Annotated in this window: 19 protein-coding genes and 1 riboswitch; of the genes, 4 read left to right on the forward strand and 15 right to left on the reverse strand. The window is 49.3% G+C overall.

Going from position 1 to position 18,180, the window contains the following annotated elements:
• Positions 1-90: 90 nt before the first annotated feature.
• The 4 genes from ACGHM3_RS16100 to fadB form a co-directional block, all read right to left on the reverse strand.
• Positions 91-525 (reverse strand): OsmC family protein, encoded by a 435-nt coding sequence (locus tag ACGHM3_RS16100; protein ID WP_345427952.1) that lies wholly within the window; start codon positions 523-525, stop codon positions 91-93.
• 128 nt (positions 526-653) lie between these two features.
• Positions 654-1,964: an NAD(P)/FAD-dependent oxidoreductase gene (locus tag ACGHM3_RS16105; RefSeq protein ID WP_345427954.1), complete on the reverse strand. Its 1,311-nt coding sequence runs from the start codon at positions 1,962-1,964 to the stop codon at positions 654-656.
• A gap of 318 nt (positions 1,965-2,282) precedes the next feature.
• Positions 2,283-3,458, reverse strand: a complete 1,176-nt coding sequence (fadA, locus tag ACGHM3_RS16110) for an acetyl-CoA C-acyltransferase FadA (RefSeq protein ID WP_345427956.1) — start codon at positions 3,456-3,458, stop codon at positions 2,283-2,285.
• Between the two features lie 52 nt (positions 3,459-3,510).
• On the reverse strand, positions 3,511-5,655 hold the full coding sequence (gene fadB / locus ACGHM3_RS16115; protein ID WP_345427958.1) for a fatty acid oxidation complex subunit alpha FadB: 2,145 nt from the start codon (positions 5,653-5,655) through the stop codon (positions 3,511-3,513).
• Positions 5,656-6,057: 402 nt separating this feature from the next.
• Positions 6,058-6,161: riboswitch (TPP riboswitch) on the forward strand.
• 62 nt (positions 6,162-6,223) lie between these two features.
• Here fadB and ACGHM3_RS16120 point away from each other — a divergent pair.
• Genes ACGHM3_RS16120 through ACGHM3_RS16135 form a run of 4 tightly spaced genes read left to right on the forward strand, consistent with a single transcriptional unit; the run spans position 6,224 to position 10,065 of the window.
• On the forward strand, positions 6,224-8,359 hold the full coding sequence (locus tag ACGHM3_RS16120) for a TonB-dependent receptor domain-containing protein (RefSeq protein WP_345427960.1): 2,136 nt from the start codon (positions 6,224-6,226) through the stop codon (positions 8,357-8,359).
• A gap of 15 nt (positions 8,360-8,374) precedes the next feature.
• On the forward strand, positions 8,375-8,626 hold the full coding sequence (locus ACGHM3_RS16125) for a YkoF family thiamine/hydroxymethylpyrimidine-binding protein (protein WP_345427962.1): 252 nt from the start codon (positions 8,375-8,377) through the stop codon (positions 8,624-8,626).
• A 15-nt stretch (positions 8,627-8,641) separates the two neighbouring features.
• Positions 8,642-9,274 carry a nicotinamide riboside transporter PnuC gene (gene pnuC, locus ACGHM3_RS16130; protein WP_345427964.1) on the forward strand — a complete coding sequence of 211 codons (633 nt, stop codon included), beginning with the start codon at positions 8,642-8,644 and terminating at the stop codon, positions 9,272-9,274.
• Positions 9,271-10,065, forward strand: coding sequence for a phosphotransferase (locus ACGHM3_RS16135; protein WP_345427966.1), 795 nt, complete (start codon positions 9,271-9,273; stop codon positions 10,063-10,065). Before pnuC ends, ACGHM3_RS16135 begins: the two co-directional genes overlap by 4 nt.
• 49 nt (positions 10,066-10,114) lie before the next feature.
• On the opposite strand, the gene ACGHM3_RS16140 is transcribed toward ACGHM3_RS16135, so the two are convergent.
• The 11 genes from ACGHM3_RS16140 to ACGHM3_RS16190 form a co-directional block, all read right to left on the reverse strand.
• On the reverse strand, positions 10,115-10,339 hold the full coding sequence (locus ACGHM3_RS16140) for a hypothetical protein (RefSeq protein ID WP_345427968.1): 225 nt from the start codon (positions 10,337-10,339) through the stop codon (positions 10,115-10,117).
• Positions 10,340-10,350: 11 nt separating this feature from the next.
• Positions 10,351-11,007, reverse strand: coding sequence for an urease accessory protein UreG (gene ureG, locus ACGHM3_RS16145; protein WP_345427970.1), 657 nt, complete (start codon positions 11,005-11,007; stop codon positions 10,351-10,353).
• A gap of 54 nt (positions 11,008-11,061) precedes the next feature.
• Entirely contained in the window at positions 11,062-11,694 is a 633-nt protein-coding gene (locus ACGHM3_RS16150) for an urease accessory protein UreF (RefSeq protein WP_390517237.1), read from the reverse strand.
• An 82-nt stretch (positions 11,695-11,776) separates the two neighbouring features.
• The gene (gene ureE, locus ACGHM3_RS16155) at positions 11,777-12,220 is read right to left on the reverse strand and encodes an urease accessory protein UreE (RefSeq protein WP_345427975.1); all 444 of its coding nucleotides are present in this window, start codon (positions 12,218-12,220) and stop codon (positions 11,777-11,779) included.
• 12 nt (positions 12,221-12,232) lie between these two features.
• Positions 12,233-13,951, reverse strand: a complete 1,719-nt coding sequence (gene ureC, locus ACGHM3_RS16160; protein WP_345427977.1) for an urease subunit alpha — start codon at positions 13,949-13,951, stop codon at positions 12,233-12,235.
• On the reverse strand, positions 13,951-14,283 hold the full coding sequence (locus ACGHM3_RS16165; protein WP_345427979.1) for an urease subunit beta: 333 nt from the start codon (positions 14,281-14,283) through the stop codon (positions 13,951-13,953). The genes ureC and ACGHM3_RS16165 overlap by 1 nt, the downstream gene beginning before the upstream one ends.
• 24 nt (positions 14,284-14,307) lie before the next feature.
• The gene (locus ACGHM3_RS16170) at positions 14,308-14,610 is read right to left on the reverse strand and encodes an urease subunit gamma (RefSeq protein ID WP_345427981.1); all 303 of its coding nucleotides are present in this window, start codon (positions 14,608-14,610) and stop codon (positions 14,308-14,310) included.
• Between the two features lie 84 nt (positions 14,611-14,694).
• Positions 14,695-15,666, reverse strand: coding sequence for an urease accessory protein UreD (locus tag ACGHM3_RS16175; RefSeq protein WP_345427984.1), 972 nt, complete (start codon positions 15,664-15,666; stop codon positions 14,695-14,697).
• Positions 15,667-15,835: 169 nt separating this feature from the next.
• Positions 15,836-16,924 (reverse strand): hypothetical protein, encoded by a 1,089-nt coding sequence (locus ACGHM3_RS16180; RefSeq protein ID WP_345427986.1) that lies wholly within the window; start codon positions 16,922-16,924, stop codon positions 15,836-15,838.
• A 49-nt stretch (positions 16,925-16,973) separates the two neighbouring features.
• Positions 16,974-17,513 (reverse strand): hypothetical protein, encoded by a 540-nt coding sequence (locus ACGHM3_RS16185; RefSeq protein ID WP_345427988.1) that lies wholly within the window; start codon positions 17,511-17,513, stop codon positions 16,974-16,976.
• A 109-nt stretch (positions 17,514-17,622) separates the two neighbouring features.
• Complete coding sequence (locus ACGHM3_RS16190; protein ID WP_345427990.1) at positions 17,623-17,883, reverse strand: hypothetical protein; 261 nt, start codon at positions 17,881-17,883, stop codon at positions 17,623-17,625.
• Positions 17,884-18,180 lie beyond the last annotated feature (297 nt).

Genomic DNA, 18,180 nt, shown 5'->3' on the forward strand with positions numbered 1-18,180 from the left:
CTGTAACAATTGCGACGTTAGCCAGCGATTTGGGGGCACCCTAAGAGGAATTCAACCCTTCGATGTGCAGACCTATTAGGTATTGACTTATTAGCCAATCAGCACCTGGGATTCTAAATGTACCTTGGCAGATAGCGAATTGGAGATTAAACATGTCTGCTCCGCTTTTTCGAGCAGCTTCATGGCCTTTTCCCTGTCGCCACCCTCGGCCAGAGTTATCGTGGCAGACAGATGAATCTCAGTAAACTGGATGCTTCGCTCTACTTTATCCAGCACACCGTTGGCAGCGCATTCAAGATTTAGCCATTCAAAACGAGATGCACTGGCAATAGCTTTGAAGCTGAGGATGAAACAATCGGCCACGGAAGCAACGAAGAGGGTCTCTGGCGACCACTGGTCTCCGGGGCCACCGAACTCCGCCGGCGGCGCAGAAATAATGGGCGTACAATCTGTGGTGGTTATGGATACCAGGCTGTCACTGGCGGCTTGCGCGGTGGCGGCGTAATGATGAGGAAATGCTTGCATAGTTTTATCCTTTAACAAGGTGATTTATCCCGCTAAAGGTACAAGCCTTGGCGGGTATAACGCCAAGGCTTGTCTGGACTCAAGCCAACAAATAGCCACTGTCTTGAGCTAGCTCAATCAACCGGTACTCAGCGCAACTTGAGTCGCGGCCGCAACCAGTGGTTAAAGCGGTCATTGATGGTGATAAGCACCGTGCGTGGCCAGCCGTAGATGGCCGATTGGTGCATGCGATAGAGGGATATGTACAGCCACCGAGCAATGCGACCTCGAACACTGAGCCCACCACGAGCTAAACCACCCATCAAACGGCCGAAGGCATTATATTCACCCAGTGACACCAGAGACCCCATGTCTTTGTAGGTGAACTCCACTAGCGGCTGACTTTTAATCAGCCGCAGCAGGTTATGCCCCACCGTATCCGCCATTTGATGCGCAGATTGCGCACGCGCTGGCACCCAGCGTAATTGACCATCACTGGCCTCAATCTGCAAGCCCGCACAATCCCCCATGGCAAATACGTCGTCAAACCGAGAGGTTTGCAAAGTGGGTTTTACTAATATTTGGTTGGCCCTGTTGAACTCAAAGTGGCCCATTTGAGGCAGAAAATCTGGGGCTTTGACCCCCGCCGCCCATACCATGATGTCCGATTCTATAAAGCCGTCGTCACTCGTCACAAAACCGCCCTTGTCTGCCCGCTTAACCTGGGTGTTGGTTTTCACCGTCACACCTAAGCGAGTCAGTTCTTGCTCGGCACGCTGGCTGATATTATTGTCCAGTTGCGGTACCAATCGCGGCCCAGCCTCTATGAGGGTGACTTGCATATGCTCTGGTGTCACGTGCTTCATGCCGTACTTCACCAGCTCTTCACGGGCCTTATACAACTCCGCCGACAATTCCACACCGGTAGCGCCGCCGCCGATAATGGCCACCCGCAGCATGCGCTCTGCAGCACCTTTCGAAAGCTCTCGATTTAAGCCGATAAACTTTTCTAACAGGCGCTGCTGTAGCCGGTTAGCGTGGGCTAACCGGTCCAATAGCACGCAGTGGTCACTGACGCCAGGAATTCCGAAGTCGTTCGCCACGCTGCCAATGGCCAGCACCAAGTAATCATAAGCTTCTTCACGGGCGGGCAAGAACTCTTCACCTTCGGCATTCACCGCGGGCTTGAGCTGGATGCATTTGCGTTCGGGGTCTACCCCTGTCAACTCACCCAACTTAAATGTATAACCATTATTGTGGCCGTGGGCACGGTAGCTCACGCCCTCGACCTCAGCATCCAGGGCTCCCGTCGCCACTTTGTGTAGTAACGGCTTCCATAAGTGGGTTTGGTTGCGGTCGATGAGTACTACTTCAGCCTGCTGCGACTTGCCCAGCTTGCGACCTATCTTTGTTGCCAGTTCTAAACCACCGGCACCTCCTCCGACGATAACGATTTTCATGTTAATGACCTTTAATTTAAGAAATATACCGCTGCCTTGGCTAGCAGGGGTATATTCCCTAAACCGGATGTTCGCCCTAAAAGCGGGCATACCGTATCAGGTAAAACTAACGCCCCTGGATTTCCAGTACAAGCATTGCTTTACGCCAACCACCTAGCACGCACCATACCGGCGCAAAAAGCTGGACAATGGCAGAAAGCTTGTGTCTTGGACTTCCAACTCAACCAGGAGTTTGCTGCAGTGCAACAAAAAAGTAAAAATAGAGGAAAGTAGACACCCCAGTCAATATGCTGACTGGGGCGATAGCGAACAATGGGACTATAGTCGCTCGAGGATGGTACTAATGCCTTGGCCTAAACCTATACACATGGTGGACAAGCCAATACTGGTGCCTTTGTCTTCCATGGCGGTTAACAAGGTGCCGGTAATACGCGCGCCAGAACAGCCAAAGGGATGGCCTAGAGCGATAGCGCCACCGTACAAATTGACCTTTACATCCATGGCTTCCAGCAGCTTGAGGTCCTTTAACACCACCAAGGCTTGAGCCGCAAAGGCTTCGTTAAGCTCAACGGTTTGGATGTCTTCCATGGCAATGCCAGCGCGCTTCAGCGCCTTTTGCGTGGAAGGAACCGGGCCATAGCCCATGATGGATGGATCTACGCCGGCCACCGCCATGGAGCGAATACGAGCTTTGGGCTCTAGTCCTAGAGCCTTGGCTCGCTCGTAGGACATAACAATCATGGCGGAGGCGCCATCGGTAATCTGCGAGGAGTTACCGGCGGTTACGCTGCCGCCTTTCGGATTGAATGCCGGTGGTAGTTTGGCCAGATCGGCGACGTTGGAATCCGCGCGGATGGTTTCATCCACGCTGCACATTTGCTTAAAGCCGTTGGCATCGTGGCCGGGCGTGGCAATGATCTCATTGGCAAACTTGCCAGCCTTCACTGCGGCCGCTGCAAATTGGTGTGAACGCACCGCAAACTGGTCTTGCTGCTCTCGGCTAATGCCGTGCAGTAGGGCCAGCATTTCAGCCGTCATACCCATCATGCCTGCGGCCTTGGCCACGTGCTTGCTCAGCCGTGGGTTCGGGTCCACACCATGGTCCATAGGCAGGTGGCCCATGTGCTCTACCCCACCAACCACAAACACATCGCCATTGTTGGTTTCAATGGCCTGGGCTGCGGTGTGCAAAGCCGACATGGATGAGCCACACAAGCGGCTGACGGTTTGTGCCGCCGAGGTGTGTGGAATAACCGTGAGCAAAGACATCATACGGGCAATGTTCCAGCCCTGTTCGTTGGTCTGATTAACACAGCCCCAAATAACGTCTTCTACCTCGGCTGGGTCCAGCTGGCTATTGCGGGCCAAAAGGCCGTTCACTAAATCGGCGGATAGGTCTTCTGCACGGGTGTTGCGGTACATGCCACCCCTAGATCGGCCCATAGCGGTGCGAGCGAAATCTACAATCACTGCATCTCTGGGTTGGTAACTCATGAGTGATCTCCAAAACGGTAAATTTTATTCTGTTGCATTTGGATTCGGCCCCTTAATAAAAGGTTTCGCCATTGGCGGCCATGGTGCGCAGCTTGTCAGTTACCTTAAATAGTCCGCCATGCTCAGCGTATTTATCGGCAATTTCGACAAACTGGGCAACACCCAGTGTTTCGATGTAACGCAGCGGGCCACCGCGGAAGGGAGGGAAACCCAAACCGTAAATCATGGCCATGTCAACATCGGTTGGTGTGGCTGCAATGCCCTCTTCCAAACAGCGAACGGCCTCTAGGCAAAACGCCACCATTAACCGTTGCTCTATTTCTTGCGCCGCAAATTCTTTAGGCGCAGCGCAAATGGGCGCTAGCAAAGCTGTGGCATCAGGGTCCAAGGTTTTTTCCACACGGCCTTTTTTATTGGGCACATACTGGTAAAAACCTTTGCCATTCTTCTGCCCAAAGCGCTCGGCTTTGTACATAGCGGTTACGGCGTCTTCGAAATCGTGCTTCATGCGATCCGGGAAGGCTTCTGCAACTACGGCGGCGGCGTGATGACCAGTGTCCATGCCCACCACATCCATCAGATAGGCCGGGCCCATGGGCCAACCAAATTTCTCCATCACTTTATCAACAAACGTGAAATCGGCGCCCTGATGCAGTAATTGGGTGAAGGCGGCAAAGTATGGGAATAACACACGGTTAACTAAGAAGCCGGCGCAATCGCGCACTACCACCGGCTTTTTGCCCATGGCCAAGGCGTAATTTACGGTTTTAGCCACCGCAGCATCGGAGGTTTTGGCGCCGCGGATGATTTCTACCAACGGCATACGATGCACTGGGTTAAAAAAGTGCATACCCACAAAGCTCTCGGGTCGTTTTAAGGGCTCTGCCAGTAGATCAATGGAGATAGTGGAAGTATTCGACGCCAGGATGGCATCGCCTGAGAGTTTGGACTCAACCTCAGTTAGCACGGCGTGTTTAACCTTGGGGTTTTCAACAACAGCCTCTACTACCATGTCAACTTTACCGAACTGATTGTAGTCCAGTGTTGGGTGAATGGTATTGAGCACACCCGCCATTTTGGTGGCGTTGATTTTGCCGCGCGATTCCAGCTTAGACAAAATCTTAGTGGCTTCTTTGATACCCAAATCGATACCGGCTTGGGCGATATCTTTCATTATAATGGGAGTACCGGTGTATGCAGATTGATAGGCAATACCCCCCCCCATAATGCCAGCACCTAACACGGCTGCTTGCTTAACAGGTTCTGCACCTTTGGCTACGCCCTTGGCGGTTTTCACCAACACTTGATCGGCCAAGAACAGATTGATCAGCTGCCTGGCAACCTCGGTTTGCGCCATTTCGGCAAAGTGTTTGGCCTCAACTTTAAGCGCCTCATCGCGTTCCATCTTGGCCGCTTCTTGCATGCACACGATGGCTTGAACCGGGGCTGGATAGTGTTTACCGGCTGCCTGACCAACGAAAGCTTTACAGGTTTCAAACGACATCAACGATTCCATGTCGTTGAGCAGCAACGGGCCTTTCTTTACGGCGCGCTTGGCTTGCCAATCAAACTCACCGGCAACGGCTTTAATCAGGATATCAACAGCGGCGGCTTTTAATTGCTCACCAGAGACCACAGAATCTACAGCACCATCGGCTAGTGCCTTGGGCGCTTTTTTGTCTGCGCCGGTGGCAATCCAATCTACCGCGTTGTCGACTCCAATCAGTCGCGGCAGACGGGTAGCGCCGCCAAAACCGGGGAAGATACCCAGCTTAGTTTCTGGCAAGCCGATTTTGGCGTTGTCTGCCATCACACGAAAATCACAGGCCAAACACACCTCTAATCCGCCGCCCAGGGCTATGCCGTTGATGGCAGCCGCGGTGGGAAATGGCAAATCTTCTAGCGCGTTAAAGATATTGAAATTGACAGCTTCAATATGCTTCACCAACTCCTCTTTGGGAGCCGAGAACATGGCGCCAAACTCTGTGATATCGGCGCCGACAATAAAGCCATCTTTGGCGCTGGTGACAACCAAGCCTTTGACACTGGCATCGCCGGCCAGTGACTCGACGGCGGCTTGCAGTTCATCCAGTGTGGTTTTATCGAATTTATTAATGGCTTCGTTGGGCCGGTCGAAACACAACTCGGCAAAGCCATCGGCAAGTGGTTTTACGGACAAAACGGTTCCCGCAAACATGTAACCTACCCCTTTTGGTTTTGATATTAAGTAGAAAGCCGGCACAGTCTAATACGACAGTACTTGGACAATATATGACTATTTAGCTCATTCTAGGTTTAATTTCCGGAGAAATTAATCACTTTAACCTCTTTGCAGGATTTATTTTACGCACATCGAATAGATACGGTACGGTTTGTATCCCATACTAATAGATGCCTAGGCCGCAACCACTAAGTTAGGCGAAAAAGCGCCGTTTTGACCTAACACTTTCGCCTACCATGCCCTAAGCCATTGAATTTGCATGCTTTAACAAGGCTCAGAGTCGTCTTTTGTTGGCAACTCCCTCCTCGCAAATGCAGTACGGACAAGAAGCAATCCGCTCTATTTGTGGCTTTTTTATTCACAAACGCTACAATGGCCGCCAATCCTAAGGGGTGGCTCCCACCAGAGCCTGAGATGTGTAACACGAACCCTTATGACCTGATCCGGTTAATGCCGGCGTAGGGATAGGAATCTCTGGTTTTCCCACCTGTGCCCCATCGTTACCGGGTCTCCTCAAATGTGTGTTTATTTTTGGAGGCTCTACATGCAACGCCCACACGCTTTATTTACCCTGGCCCTGCTGCCAGCAGCTCTGTCCATCCCTGTTTACGCTCAACAGGCCGAAACCGCCATTGCCGAAATCGTGGTTACCGCCGATTTGCGCGGCAGTGAACAAATTGATATTCCCGCCAGTGTCAGTATTTATAACCAAGTGGATTTACAACGCCAATCCATTAGCCACTTGGAACAAGTTATCGCCCAAACCCCTAACATGAATTTTGCCAGTGGTGCCTCTCGCGGCCGCTTCTTACAAATTCGCGGTATAGGCGAGCGCGGCCAGTTTATTGAACCGGTCAATTATTCCGTAGGCGTATTAGTAGACGGCATTGATTTCACCGGCATCAGCACCGCAATAACCAGCCTCGATGTGCAACAAATAGAAATCCTCCGCGGCCCCCAGGGCACCGTGTATGGCGCCAATGCACTAGCCGGATTGGTTAACGTGCGCAGCAACCCGGTGGCGGATGAATTTGCCGCAGAAATTGCCGGCCAGTTCGGCGAATACGACACCGCCAACCTCAGTGGCGTCGTCAACTTGCCATTGGCCGATGGCCTCGGGTTACGCCTTGCCGCGCAACAAAACAACAGCGACGGCTACCGCGACAACGCCTACTTAAACCGCGACGACACCAACGAATTAGACGAAACCAACCTGCGCGCCACTCTACACTGGCAAGCCAGCCGCGCCTTGAGCTTTAACTGGACTACCTTCTACGCCGATGTCGACAACGGCTACGATGGCTTCAGCCTGGATAACACATGGGAAACCTACTCCGACCAGCCGGGCCGCGACACGCAAGAAACTGTAGCCACCTCATTAACCGCACAGTATGAGCTGGACAATGGCGGCAAGCTCATCGGCAGTTTTAGCACCGCCGATTCTGACATCGAATACAGTTACGACGAAGATTGGGTTTATGTCGGTATCTGTGAAAATACCGCCTGTGATTTCGACCTCTGGGGATTTGATTGGGAGTATTCCTCATTTGACCAATACCTACGCGATAATCACAACAACGCGCTGGATTTACGTTTTATATCTGGCCCCGGCGACACCCAGTGGGTAGCAGGCTTTTATTACCGCGACCAAACCGAAGAATTGGAGCGCGTGTACACCTACGCCAGCGACAACTTTATCAGTGAATTCGACACAGAAAACCTCGCTGTTTACGGCGAAATTCAACAGGCGGTGAGTGACCAATTGAGTGTTACCTTCGGGCTGCGCTGGGAAAGCCAAGAGGCCAACTACTCGGATAACACCGATGTGGCTTTGGATTCTGATGACGACACCTGGGGTGGCAAGCTAGCGCTGAGCTTCCAAATGAATGACGATCATACGCTTTATGGTGTTCTGTCACGCGGCTATAAATTCGGCAGCTTCAACCCAAACGATGCCATTGCGCCGGAGTTTCGCCAGTACGACCCGGAGTATCTCAACAACTATGAAATTGGTTTAAAGAGCAACCTGGCGGGCGGCCGAGTTTTTGCGCAGGTAGCGTTATTCTGGCAAGACAGAGAAGACGTGCAAATCAGCACCAGTGAGGTTAACTGTGCGCCGGCTGGCTTCCCGTGTACCTTTGATGATTACCTGAACAACGCCGGCAAAGGCGCCACCTACGGCCTGGAAGCGCAAATCGATGCGCAACTGAATAATATCGTTACCCTCTACGGTAGCCTTGGCCTAATGGAGAGCGAATACAAAGACTACATCAGCTTTAACCACGTTGACGCCGACCCAGAAAATAATATCGGAGTGAACCTGGATGGCCATGAACTACCCCAGGCTCCTAGCTACACATTTACCGTGGGTACAGAAGTCGCCTTTACCGATAATCTACTATTGGATATCAGTGTAATTGGCAAAGACGAGTATTTTTATTCCAACGACCACGAATACAAAACCGATGCCCAAGAGTTGCTCAATGCACGTTTGGTATACAGCGCCGACAACTGGGAGATCGGTTTGTGGGGCCGCAACATAACCGATGAAGAAACCACGGTCAGAGGCTTTGGTACCTTCCCCAACGACCCTAGAAAACTCTACGCCGAGAACGAGCTATATGTTCAATACGGCGAGCCCCGTGTGCTGGGCATCAGCGCAAAATACACCTTTAATTAAGTCGAGGAATGTAGCATGCAATTATCCGTAGAACTGACCATGTACCCGTTTAATGAAAGCTACATTCCGCCCATTAAAGGGTTTATTGAAAAGCTCAATACCTTGCCCGATTTAACCGTGCAGACCTTCCCCACAGCCACGGTCATCATGGGTGACTACGACCACGTTATGGACTCGTTAAAAACCCTATTCAAGTGGAGCGTAGAAACCCACGGCAAGGCAGTTTTTGTGGCCAAGTTTTTACCCAACACTGAGCTATTAAAATAATTAGCGGTTTAAAACGTGAACACTACTTGGCAAACACTGCAAAACTGGATAGCGGGGCAAAATGGCTGGGAATGGTTGGCTATGGCCCTGGCTATTGCCTACCTATGGCTGATTATCAAAGAGCGCATAGAGGCCTGGTACTGTGCTTTCCTAAGCACCGCAATTTATACCGCCATTTTTTGGCAAGTAAGCTTGCTGATGGAGTCACTGCTCAATATTTATTACATGGCCATGGCCATATACGGTTGGTGGCAATGGCGCCATGGTGGGCAGGATGAACAAGGTGTCGCGGTTCATACTTGGCCCTGGCAGAGACATCTGGCCTGGCTATTATTAATTGCAGCGGTAACCACCATCAGTGGTTGGTGGCTATCCAATAACACAGAAGCCGCCCGGCCCTATGTCGATTCTTTCACCACTTGGGCTGCGGTATTTACCACCTATTTAGTTGCGCAAAAAGTTCTGGCCAACTGGCTGTATTGGATTGTGATTAATTCCGTTTCCGTTTGGCTGTATTTGGATAGAGACCTCTACCCTACATCTATTTTATTTATATGGTACATAGGCATGTCCGTGGTGGGCTACTACCGTTGGCGCTCTGTGCTGGCTCAGCAAAACCAGTATAAAACACCGATGGAGGCTGCTTGAACCCAAGCCAATTGGCGCCGGTGAAGGACCGAGCCTATCTATCTGCGCTAACAACGTGGCCCAGTTGGCCACTGAAATTATCTGCTGAGCCTGAGGTTTTGGGCGAAATTACCGGTGGCAAAACCAATCGCTCCTGGTTAATTAAAGCTGATGTCGGTAACCAACACGCTTTGTTGGTATTGCGTTTATTTGCCACTAACTCTGAGGCACTGGGCATTTGCCGCCAGCGTGAATTCGCTATTCACAGTGCGGTAGCGGAGATCAACCTAGCGCCTAACATAGTGTATTGGGACCACCAATTGGGTTTCAGTATTATCACCGCAGTTACCGGCGACACCTGGCAGAATTCCGACTTTAACGACCCTGAAAAAACCAGCCAACTCAACCGAGCCATTACGCAATACCAACAATTACAACTATCCTCCTTGGTTAAGTTCAATTATCTTGAATATCTAGAGGCCTACGCAGTCAGCGCAGCCCCCCTGCTACCAGAGCAAAGCCAAAAGGATTGGCAGGATTTTCGAAACCGGCTGTCTGTATGGCAGAACAGCGACTGGCAACCAGCCATCACCCACCACGACCTCAACCCCAGTAATATTATAACCTGCGGTGATTCCCTAAAAATTATTGATTGGGAATACGCGGGCCTTGGCCACCCGCAGTTCGATCGCCTAGGCATCAGCGCAAGCCTGAACGCCTGCAGCGATCAATTAATATTAAGAGAGCTGCGCTATTGGTTGGAGCGACTGTGGTACATTCAGGTGACGGAACTCCGTAAAGAATCATCGTGACGCATTTTAAACACGGCTTATCCAATCACAAGCCCGATGATTACCGTGGTTATTTTTTACCGCCACCCAAGTAATATCTAACACAGGCCAAAACCAATGTTACTAGCACCAAACCTGCAGCTAATTGCCACACAAAATGCTCACCGGCATGGATAACAGCACCTTGTTCGCCATGACCGGGGTGAGCCGAGATCGGAAGGCTTACGAACAACGCCAGCACCGTAAAGCACGGAAACACGCAAAAAATACGATTTAATATCTCTCTAATCATCATTTGAACTCCTATCAAACCACCGCTACAGCTGGTGGCAAATCTTTCTTCGGCAACATTCCCATTTCAACAATCAATGAGATAATTTCATCCAGGCCTGTTCCGGCTTTTAAGTTCGCAAACACAAAGGGCCTATCACCACGTTGAGCCAACGCATCACGTTTCATAACGTCTAATGATGCTCCCACAATGGGGGCTAAGTCGATCTTATTAATGACTAGCAAGTCGGACTTGGTAATGCCCGGCCCACCTTTGCGAGGTATTTTGTCACCAGCAGAGACATCAATAACATAAATCGTTAGATCAGATAACTCAGGGCTGAAAGTGGCACTGAGGTTATCACCACCACTTTCAACAAATACAACATCCAAATCACCGTGCCGTTCAAGCAATTCATCAATAGCAGCCAGATTCATAGACGCATCCTCTCGAATAGCGGTGTGCGGGCAACCGCCCGTTTCAACCCCTATAATGCGGTCTGCTGACAACACCTCGTGCCGAGTCAAGAAATTAGCGTCTTCCTTGGTGTATATATCGTTGGTAACGACGGCGATGTCGTAGTGATCGCGTAACGCAGTACACAACGATCGTAATAACGCGGTTTTACCCGAACCTACTGGTCCACCAACACCAACACGTAGGGTTTGTTTGGGTTTATGTGATTCTGTCATTCTGGGCTCCAAAGCAAAATGATGAGCGATAATCTCTGATTGAACGTTTCATTCTTACGAGCGAAACAGCCGGCTGTACTGATGCTCATGCCAACAACTAGCAATACTTAAACCTGGTAGGCTAGCACCAAGGGCTTCATCGGGTAATGACTCTGCAATCGCTATCCCTCCGGTAATCGATCCATTTAACTGCCCTAACAATTGCTGAGCTTGCGTTTGACCAAGGGGAACCAATTTAGTCGCCGCCATCACTTGATTCTCTAACCAACTCCAGCAAAAACCGTAAGCACAAAGACTTGAATGGATACGCCAATGGGCGGCGGCTATCGCAAACAGAGTGACAAAACTGCAGGGGTTATTTAGAGGGCAGTCTATCTCGAGCGAGGTTAACAGTCGTCGCAAAGCCTGTCCCATAGCAGTATCTGCCAAATACAACTCTCGAGTTTCTCGGCAGGCAAGCAAATAGTCATCCCAGTATTGCAGGCGTTTTAGATCCCTCTCCGTAGCGGCTTTATGAGCACGCAAAAGTATCGGCAAATCGAGATAGGTCAAAGAATGTTCTACTTGTAGCGTAAGCCATTCATTGGTTTCAGATTTATTTGTTATCCAACCTTTCTCGCAAGCCGTTTCCAATCCTTGGGAGAACGAAAAGCCCCCGACGGGTAAGTTGGCGCTGGTCAGTTGCAATAACCGTAACAACCCGGTATTGGCTAGGCCAGTCAATCCGTCAACTACACCTGGTACAGCTGCTTGTCCCTGAGTGGACTGGTCAGTGGGCATGTCCGTGGCCACCATAGGCTCCATTTTCGTGAACAAATACCGCTTCTTCGTGGATGATAGTTAACCCAAGCAGTTGCAATAATTCCTCTAACACGTGATCGGGCGTAATTCGTAACCAACGTTCTCCCACTTGCATTTTTACGTGGCGATTACCTAAGTGGTAGCAGGCTTTTGCGAAAGTAAGCCAATCATCGCAGTGCGCTTTTGCCACCGGCTCAGTGGCGCCGGCTACGCGTAGAGTTTTGCCGCAATGGGTACGCAAATATTCACCGACAAGCAAGGGTTTGCCTCGCTCTAAAAAAATACGGACCTCTTGTCCATCGGCAGTTATCGTTTTCAATCTACCTTTGGTGCGCTGTTCATGATCCAGTACGACTTCGGCATCTACCGGTTCGTGACAGTGAGTGCCGAGGCGTTGATACACTTCAAACATGGTGTGGCCTTTTTAAAATAATTGATACAAGCGCGTTAGGGGTAACTCTTTGGCCGGCTCACAAGTAAGCAACTGGCCATCGGCACGTACCTCATACGTTTGAGGATCAACCTCCACAGCGGGTTGCCAATCGTTGAGTTTCATGTCTTTTTTTCGGATAGTCCGGGTATTCCGACAAGGCGCAAGTGATCGCTGTAGTCCCAGCGCTACGCCGATGTTGTTTTGATAGGCCGCTTGGCTGACAAATGTCACCGAAGTATTGGCCGCTGCCAGTGGCGCGGATCCGAACATGGGGCGGTAGTGAACTGGTTGCGGTGTCGGGATGGAAGCATTGGGGTCCCCCATCGGCGCAGCGGCGATCATGCCACCTTTTAGGATAGTGGCAGGTTTCACGCCAAAAAAAGCCGGCTTCCACAGAACCAGATCGGCCAATTTGCCAACTTCAATGCTACCGATGACATCCGCAACGCCATGGGTGATAGCTGGGTTAATCGTGTATTTCGCGATGTAACGCCGTGCCCTAAAATTATCAGCCTCAATGCCATCTTCCGGGTTTGCGTCTTCGGCTAGCGGGCCACGCTGTACTTTCATTTTATGGGCGGTCTGCCAAGTGCGACATATCACTTCACCCACTCGACCCATCGCTTGGGAATCAGAGGAGATCATGCTGAATGCGCCGAGATCATGAAAGATATCCTCCGCTGCAATAGTCTCTTTTCGAATACGAGAATCGGCGAAGGCCACATCTTCTGGAATGCTTGGGTCCAGGTGGTGACAGACCATCAACATGTCTAGATGTTCGTCGACGGTATTAACGGTATATGGCCGTGTTGGATTGGTTGAGGATGGCAACACGTTTGGGTAGGCACAGGCCTTGATAATGTCTGGTGCGTGTCCGCCCCCAGCACCCTCAGTGTGGTAAGTATGAATCACTCGATCTTTAAAAGCGCCGATCGTATCATCGACAAAACCTGACTCGTTTAACGTGTCGGTGTGAATGGCTATCTGTACGTCGTACTCCTCAGCAACACTTAAACAACAATTAATCGCCGCCGGAGTACTGCCCCAATCCTCGTGTAGCTTAAGACCGCAAGCACCGGCTTCGAGCTGTTCTCGCAATGGCTGTGGTTGACTTGCGTTACCTTTGCCCAAAAATCCGAAGTTCATTGGCATAGTATCAGTGGCCTGCAACATTTTTCCAATATTCCAAGGCCCAGGCGTGCACGTGGTAGCGTTAGTTCCAGTGGCTGGGCCGGTACCGCCGCCAATCATGGTTGTTATGCCCGACATCAAAGCCTCTTCAACCTGTTGTGGGCAAATAAAATGTATGTGTGCGTCTATCGCACCCGCAGTTAAAATTAAGCCCTCACCAGCGATTACCTCCGTGCCCGGGCCAACGTTAATGGTGACCCCCTCTTGTACGTCTGGATTACCGGCTTTTCCGATTGCAGCAATTTTACCGTCGTTGATACCAACATCTGCTTTGACCACGCCCCAAAAATCAAGAATAAGAGCGTTGGTTATTACCAAATCTACGCAGTCAGCAGCTAAAGCTTGACTTTGCCCCATTCCATCGCGAATTACTTTACCGCCACCGAATTTAATCTCATCACCGTAAACCGTGAAATCTTGTTCTACTTTTATCCATATTTCAGTATCTGCTAAGCGAACGCAATCACCGACGGTTGGACCAAACATTTGCGCATAACTGGTGCGATCAATCTTAGCCATTAATTATTATCTCCCACGGATTGAGGGGCTAAAGCACCATTAACCTCACCTCGGAAACCATAGATCTCGCGCTTGCCCGCAAAAGCTACAAGCTCCACTGTTCGGGCTTGGCCAGGCTCAAAGCGTACCGCGGTACCCGAGGCAATATTGAGGTGAAACCCCAGCGCTTGATCACGGCTGAATTTTAATGCAGGGTTAACTTCGTAAAAATGGTAATGAGAACCAACCTGTATAGGTCGGTCGCCTGTATTTTCCACCGTGATAATTCGCGCTTCACGATTGGCATTTAACTCGATTTCGCCTGGGACGACACGATATTCTCCTGGAATCATACCAACTCCTTAAAGTTACCTAAGCTAATTAATAGGATCGTGCACAGTGACCAGTTTGGTACCGTCAGCAAAAGTGGCCTCTACCTGTACTTCGTGTATTAGTTCCGGAACGCTAGGTAGTACTTGATCCGCACTTAACACTTGTTTGCCATAAGCCATTAATTCGGCCACGGTTTTTCCGTCACGCGCGCCTTCAATTATTTCCATGGTTATGTAGGCTATCGCTTCTGGGTAATTCAGCTTCAAGCCTCTTTGCAAACGCCGCTCCGCTAACAATGCAGCAGTAAAAATGAGTAATTTATCTTTTTCTTTAGGTAAGAGTTCCATAGTTATCTCTGTGACTAATGTATACCATACGTCTGTCGATGCTGGCGATACGTGGTGTGGTGGCAACCACAAGGTTAGCGTCCTCTAGCATGACCATACCCGCGGCTCACACGCCAACTGGCCGGTTAAGTGCGGTCTGAGTACTTGCCAGGCCTGAGTAAGCTGAACTCTGGCTTGCTGACTACTGTTGGCCAATAAACGTATCACAATAAACTGCGATTTTACTGTTACGCCTATTACGCACTGCGAATCTATGATTTTATCCCTGAGTTCATCGACCAGTTTATTTAGAGCTACTTCTGAATGAGTTTGCCGTTTGATCTGTGAAATTTCTGGCTGGGATCGATCGGCAAAAGGGCCAGCAACCATCAGAGCAGAGACACTATGCCCCTGAAATCCAGCCCTGCCAGCTATTAGAGATTGATCTTGGGCGTCCAACCGTAATTTTTCTATGAATACTGGTTTATCTTTTCGCCACAATTCAAACGATTGTTGTAATTGGCCATTGGAGAAAGGAAGTTGACTAGCGGGCAAGCCCAAACATGTGATTTCCCACCCCAAAAAAGACGCCGAGTTATCTTCAGGCAACTTAATGCTAGTTCTTAATACACCTCTACTCGCGGGATAAACAATTGTTTCGAGGGGGAGCCATTCGGTAACAGCCTGTTGGTCAAGCGTGATAGTTACGGTTTGAACCTGGGGTGTCAAATCAGGCCTTGCTCTGTAAATGCGACCGGCGCCAGGCGTTGTAAATAGCGCTCGCGCCTTTGATTTGACATTGATCGTAATATCTAAGCTATCACCTGAGACAACACCACCAGGAGGGTGCAGCAAATAGATATGGGCGTGATCTGGGCCTTCTGGGTAGAATGGCTTTTGCACATACAGCGGGCCTGAGTGACTGCGTTCCGCAAGCCGAGTGCCGCGAGCAGTTTTTACCACCGCCAACGATAAATTCGCAGGCCATTTTAAAGCACTGGTAAATGTAGACTTTCGCTGATCACTTAAAACTGATTGCTGATCGATATCTTCAGGAGCGTTTTGCGATATACCCATTTAGTCTCAGCCGAAGCCTTCCTCACTCTTAAGTTTGGTCATGTGCGATTACTACAAAACAACTCGAAAACTCTGAAAATTAAAGCATCCTCAATGCGACGACCGCCGCATTGAGGAGTTTATAACTGCTTTCAAAGACATCGGTCAAGATTGAAAACAATACTAGCTACTAGGCCTCTGTAGCAGGCAGCACATGCTCACCGGATGAATCTGTTGAGATACATAAAGAACATACCGCGGCACTGGTAACCGTAGGGGTAGCAATCATATCAGGACATTCATACTCTTCACCACAGACGTTGCAAGTCATCATTTCTCCTGAAGGGTTTCCGTGCTCATCAAACATTGGCAAATCAATGCCATCGCTGTCGCGACGTAAATAATAACCTCCTTTGGTCGCAACCGCCATAGCTGGTGTAACCACAAATGCCACAACAACTGCAACAAGAGGGGAATAAGGTTGCAACCACTCACCAGCTGCACCAAAGAACACGAGGATTGAAATACCTGCAGACAATACCACAGAGGTAAACCCCACTGGATTCACCGCGTACAACATACCACGACGATACTCGGGGACTTTCGGTGATATTTTCAACACATACTTATTAACGGCTATATCCGTCGCAACTGTGACAATCCATGCGATACCGCAGTTAGCGTAAAACCCTAGAATATTATTCAGAAACTCGAACATGCTGAGCTCCATTAATAGTAGGGCAGTAGCGAGATTGAAGATCACAAATACCATTCGGCCTGGGTGATGTTTAGTAACTCTAGTGTACGAGTTAGTCCAAGCAAGAGAACCACAATAAGCATTGGTAACATTAATTTTAATCTGAGAAATTACCACTAAAATTACTGCCAACGTCATCGCCAACCAACCCGGCATCATTTGTTCGTATACACCTAAGAACTGATGTACCGGTTCACTAGCAAGTTTGATATCTTCAGGCGCGAACTTAGCTATTAAATAAACAGCTATAAACAACCCTGTGATCTGCTTAATCGCCCCCAGCACAACCCAACCAGGACCTGCACAAATAACCGCGGTCCACCAAGTTTTTTTATTCTCTTTAGTGCGCGGTGGCATAAATCGAAGGTAGTCAATTTGCTCGGCAATTTGCACAATTAAAGCCAAACAAACACCGGCAGCCAACATAATATAGCCCAAAGAAATGGCTTCACCGCCGGACTCGCCTATATACGCGATAAAGCTATCGATACTTTCGGGTTGAGACGCCACCAGATAGATCATAGGCAATACCATTAGGACTAGCCAAAGCGGGGTCAACCAGACTTATAGATTAGCGAGTGCCTTCATGCCATAAATAACTAACGGAATTACCATAACAGTGGAAATTAGGTAGCCCAACCACAGCGGAATACCGAGCCCGATTTCCAAGCCCTGAGCCATAATCGAGCCTTCCAAGACGAAAAAAAATGAAAGTAAAGCTGGCAAAAATAACATTAGCTATCACTGAGCCGTAATAATCAAAGCCACTACCACGAGTGATCAAATGCAAATCCGTGTTATACCTCGCGGCGTAGTATGCCAGAGGAAACTCTGTACAAAATATCAAGACCGCCGCCGCTATAATGCCTAGAACCGCATTGGTAGTACCAAAAGAAATCCCGATGGTCGCGCCGATAGCAAAGTCAGCCAAATAGGCGATGCCTCCCAATGCAGATGTAGCCACCACCGCTGGCGTCCATTGACGATAATGGCGGGGAGCAAATCGCAACGTGTAATCTTCTAAGGTCTCGGAAGTCGCTTTACTAGCGGATTGTAACTCAGAATCGTTCGTCAAATTCGGCCCTAAGGCATCGGCTTCAGGAGAATTCATAGTAACCTCTAGTTGGTGTGGAATCTCCAAAAGCACCAGAATGTAATCTGCCAAGCTTCGTAAATAAGTAGACATCTTCATTTAAACGGATATGAGCACCAATCAGCATTTATTTGCACCAGATTAATACCAATTGGAAACACTCTGAAGCTATCCCACAGTTAGCATCAACAATATCCTTTTTATTGACAGCCACAAAGTTCACAGACAGTGCAAAATCGGCAGCAAGTAAAATTAACGCACCAAATAAATCCAATATAGATTCAAAAACACAACCAATTAACCTACTCCATGATTGACTGACAACAAGCCCTTCATAAAGATACCGATAGAATGTTTTCACAAAGAAACAAACCAGTTCTATACTCACTAAAAACCATGAATGATAAATTCAACCCCTAGACACGGATAAAATTGATCTAACATACATTTCGGTGAAATTAAAAAATATAGTCGCCTAGAACCGCCAAATCAGCTATTAGCAATATCATTATTATTAGTTATTTTCATATCCATAGCGCTCATGCATTGGGATGCAAGGTTTCCATACTAAGGCAGAATCAAACCATCTAGATCCAGGAGCTAACGCTTCCACTAAAAGTGACGCATATTTGTAGCGAAAAGCGAACTATCAGCAATTCTTTATGGCAGAATAACCAATCAAAAT

Source organism: Halioxenophilus aromaticivorans (genome assembly GCF_042850945.1).
Classification (GTDB): domain Bacteria; phylum Pseudomonadota; class Gammaproteobacteria; order Pseudomonadales; family Cellvibrionaceae; genus Halioxenophilus; species Halioxenophilus aromaticivorans.

Coding starts and splice junctions, on each gene's coding strand:
- fadA (WP_345427956.1), bottom strand. CDS start 3,458: ATGAGTTACCAACCCAGAGATGCAGTGATTGTAGATTTCGCTCGCACC.
- ureE (WP_345427975.1), bottom strand. CDS start 12,220: ATGTTTGAAGTGTATCAACGCCTCGGCACTCACTGTCACGAACCGGTA.
- ACGHM3_RS16170 (WP_345427981.1), bottom strand. CDS start 14,610: ATGGAACTCTTACCTAAAGAAAAAGATAAATTACTCATTTTTACTGCT.
- ACGHM3_RS16125 (WP_345427962.1), top strand. CDS start 8,375: ATGCAATTATCCGTAGAACTGACCATGTACCCGTTTAATGAAAGCTAC.
- ureG (WP_345427970.1), bottom strand. CDS start 11,007: ATGACAGAATCACATAAACCCAAACAAACCCTACGTGTTGGTGTTGGT.
- fadB (WP_345427958.1), bottom strand. CDS start 5,655: ATGTTTGCGGGAACCGTTTTGTCCGTAAAACCACTTGCCGATGGCTTT.
- ACGHM3_RS16185 (WP_345427988.1), bottom strand. CDS start 17,513: ATGAATTCTCCTGAAGCCGATGCCTTAGGGCCGAATTTGACGAACGAT.
- ACGHM3_RS16165 (WP_345427979.1), bottom strand. CDS start 14,283: ATGATTCCAGGAGAATATCGTGTCGTCCCAGGCGAAATCGAGTTAAAT.
- ACGHM3_RS16120 (WP_345427960.1), top strand. CDS start 6,224: ATGCAACGCCCACACGCTTTATTTACCCTGGCCCTGCTGCCAGCAGCT.
- ACGHM3_RS16140 (WP_345427968.1), bottom strand. CDS start 10,339: ATGATGATTAGAGAGATATTAAATCGTATTTTTTGCGTGTTTCCGTGC.
- ACGHM3_RS16175 (WP_345427984.1), bottom strand. CDS start 15,666: ATGGGTATATCGCAAAACGCTCCTGAAGATATCGATCAGCAATCAGTT.
- ACGHM3_RS16100 (WP_345427952.1), bottom strand. CDS start 525: ATGCAAGCATTTCCTCATCATTACGCCGCCACCGCGCAAGCCGCCAGT.
- ureC (WP_345427977.1), bottom strand. CDS start 13,951: ATGGCTAAGATTGATCGCACCAGTTATGCGCAAATGTTTGGTCCAACC.
- ACGHM3_RS16105 (WP_345427954.1), bottom strand. CDS start 1,964: ATGAAAATCGTTATCGTCGGAGGAGGTGCCGGTGGTTTAGAACTGGCA.
- ACGHM3_RS16180 (WP_345427986.1), bottom strand. CDS start 16,924: ATGATCTATCTGGTGGCGTCTCAACCCGAAAGTATCGATAGCTTTATC.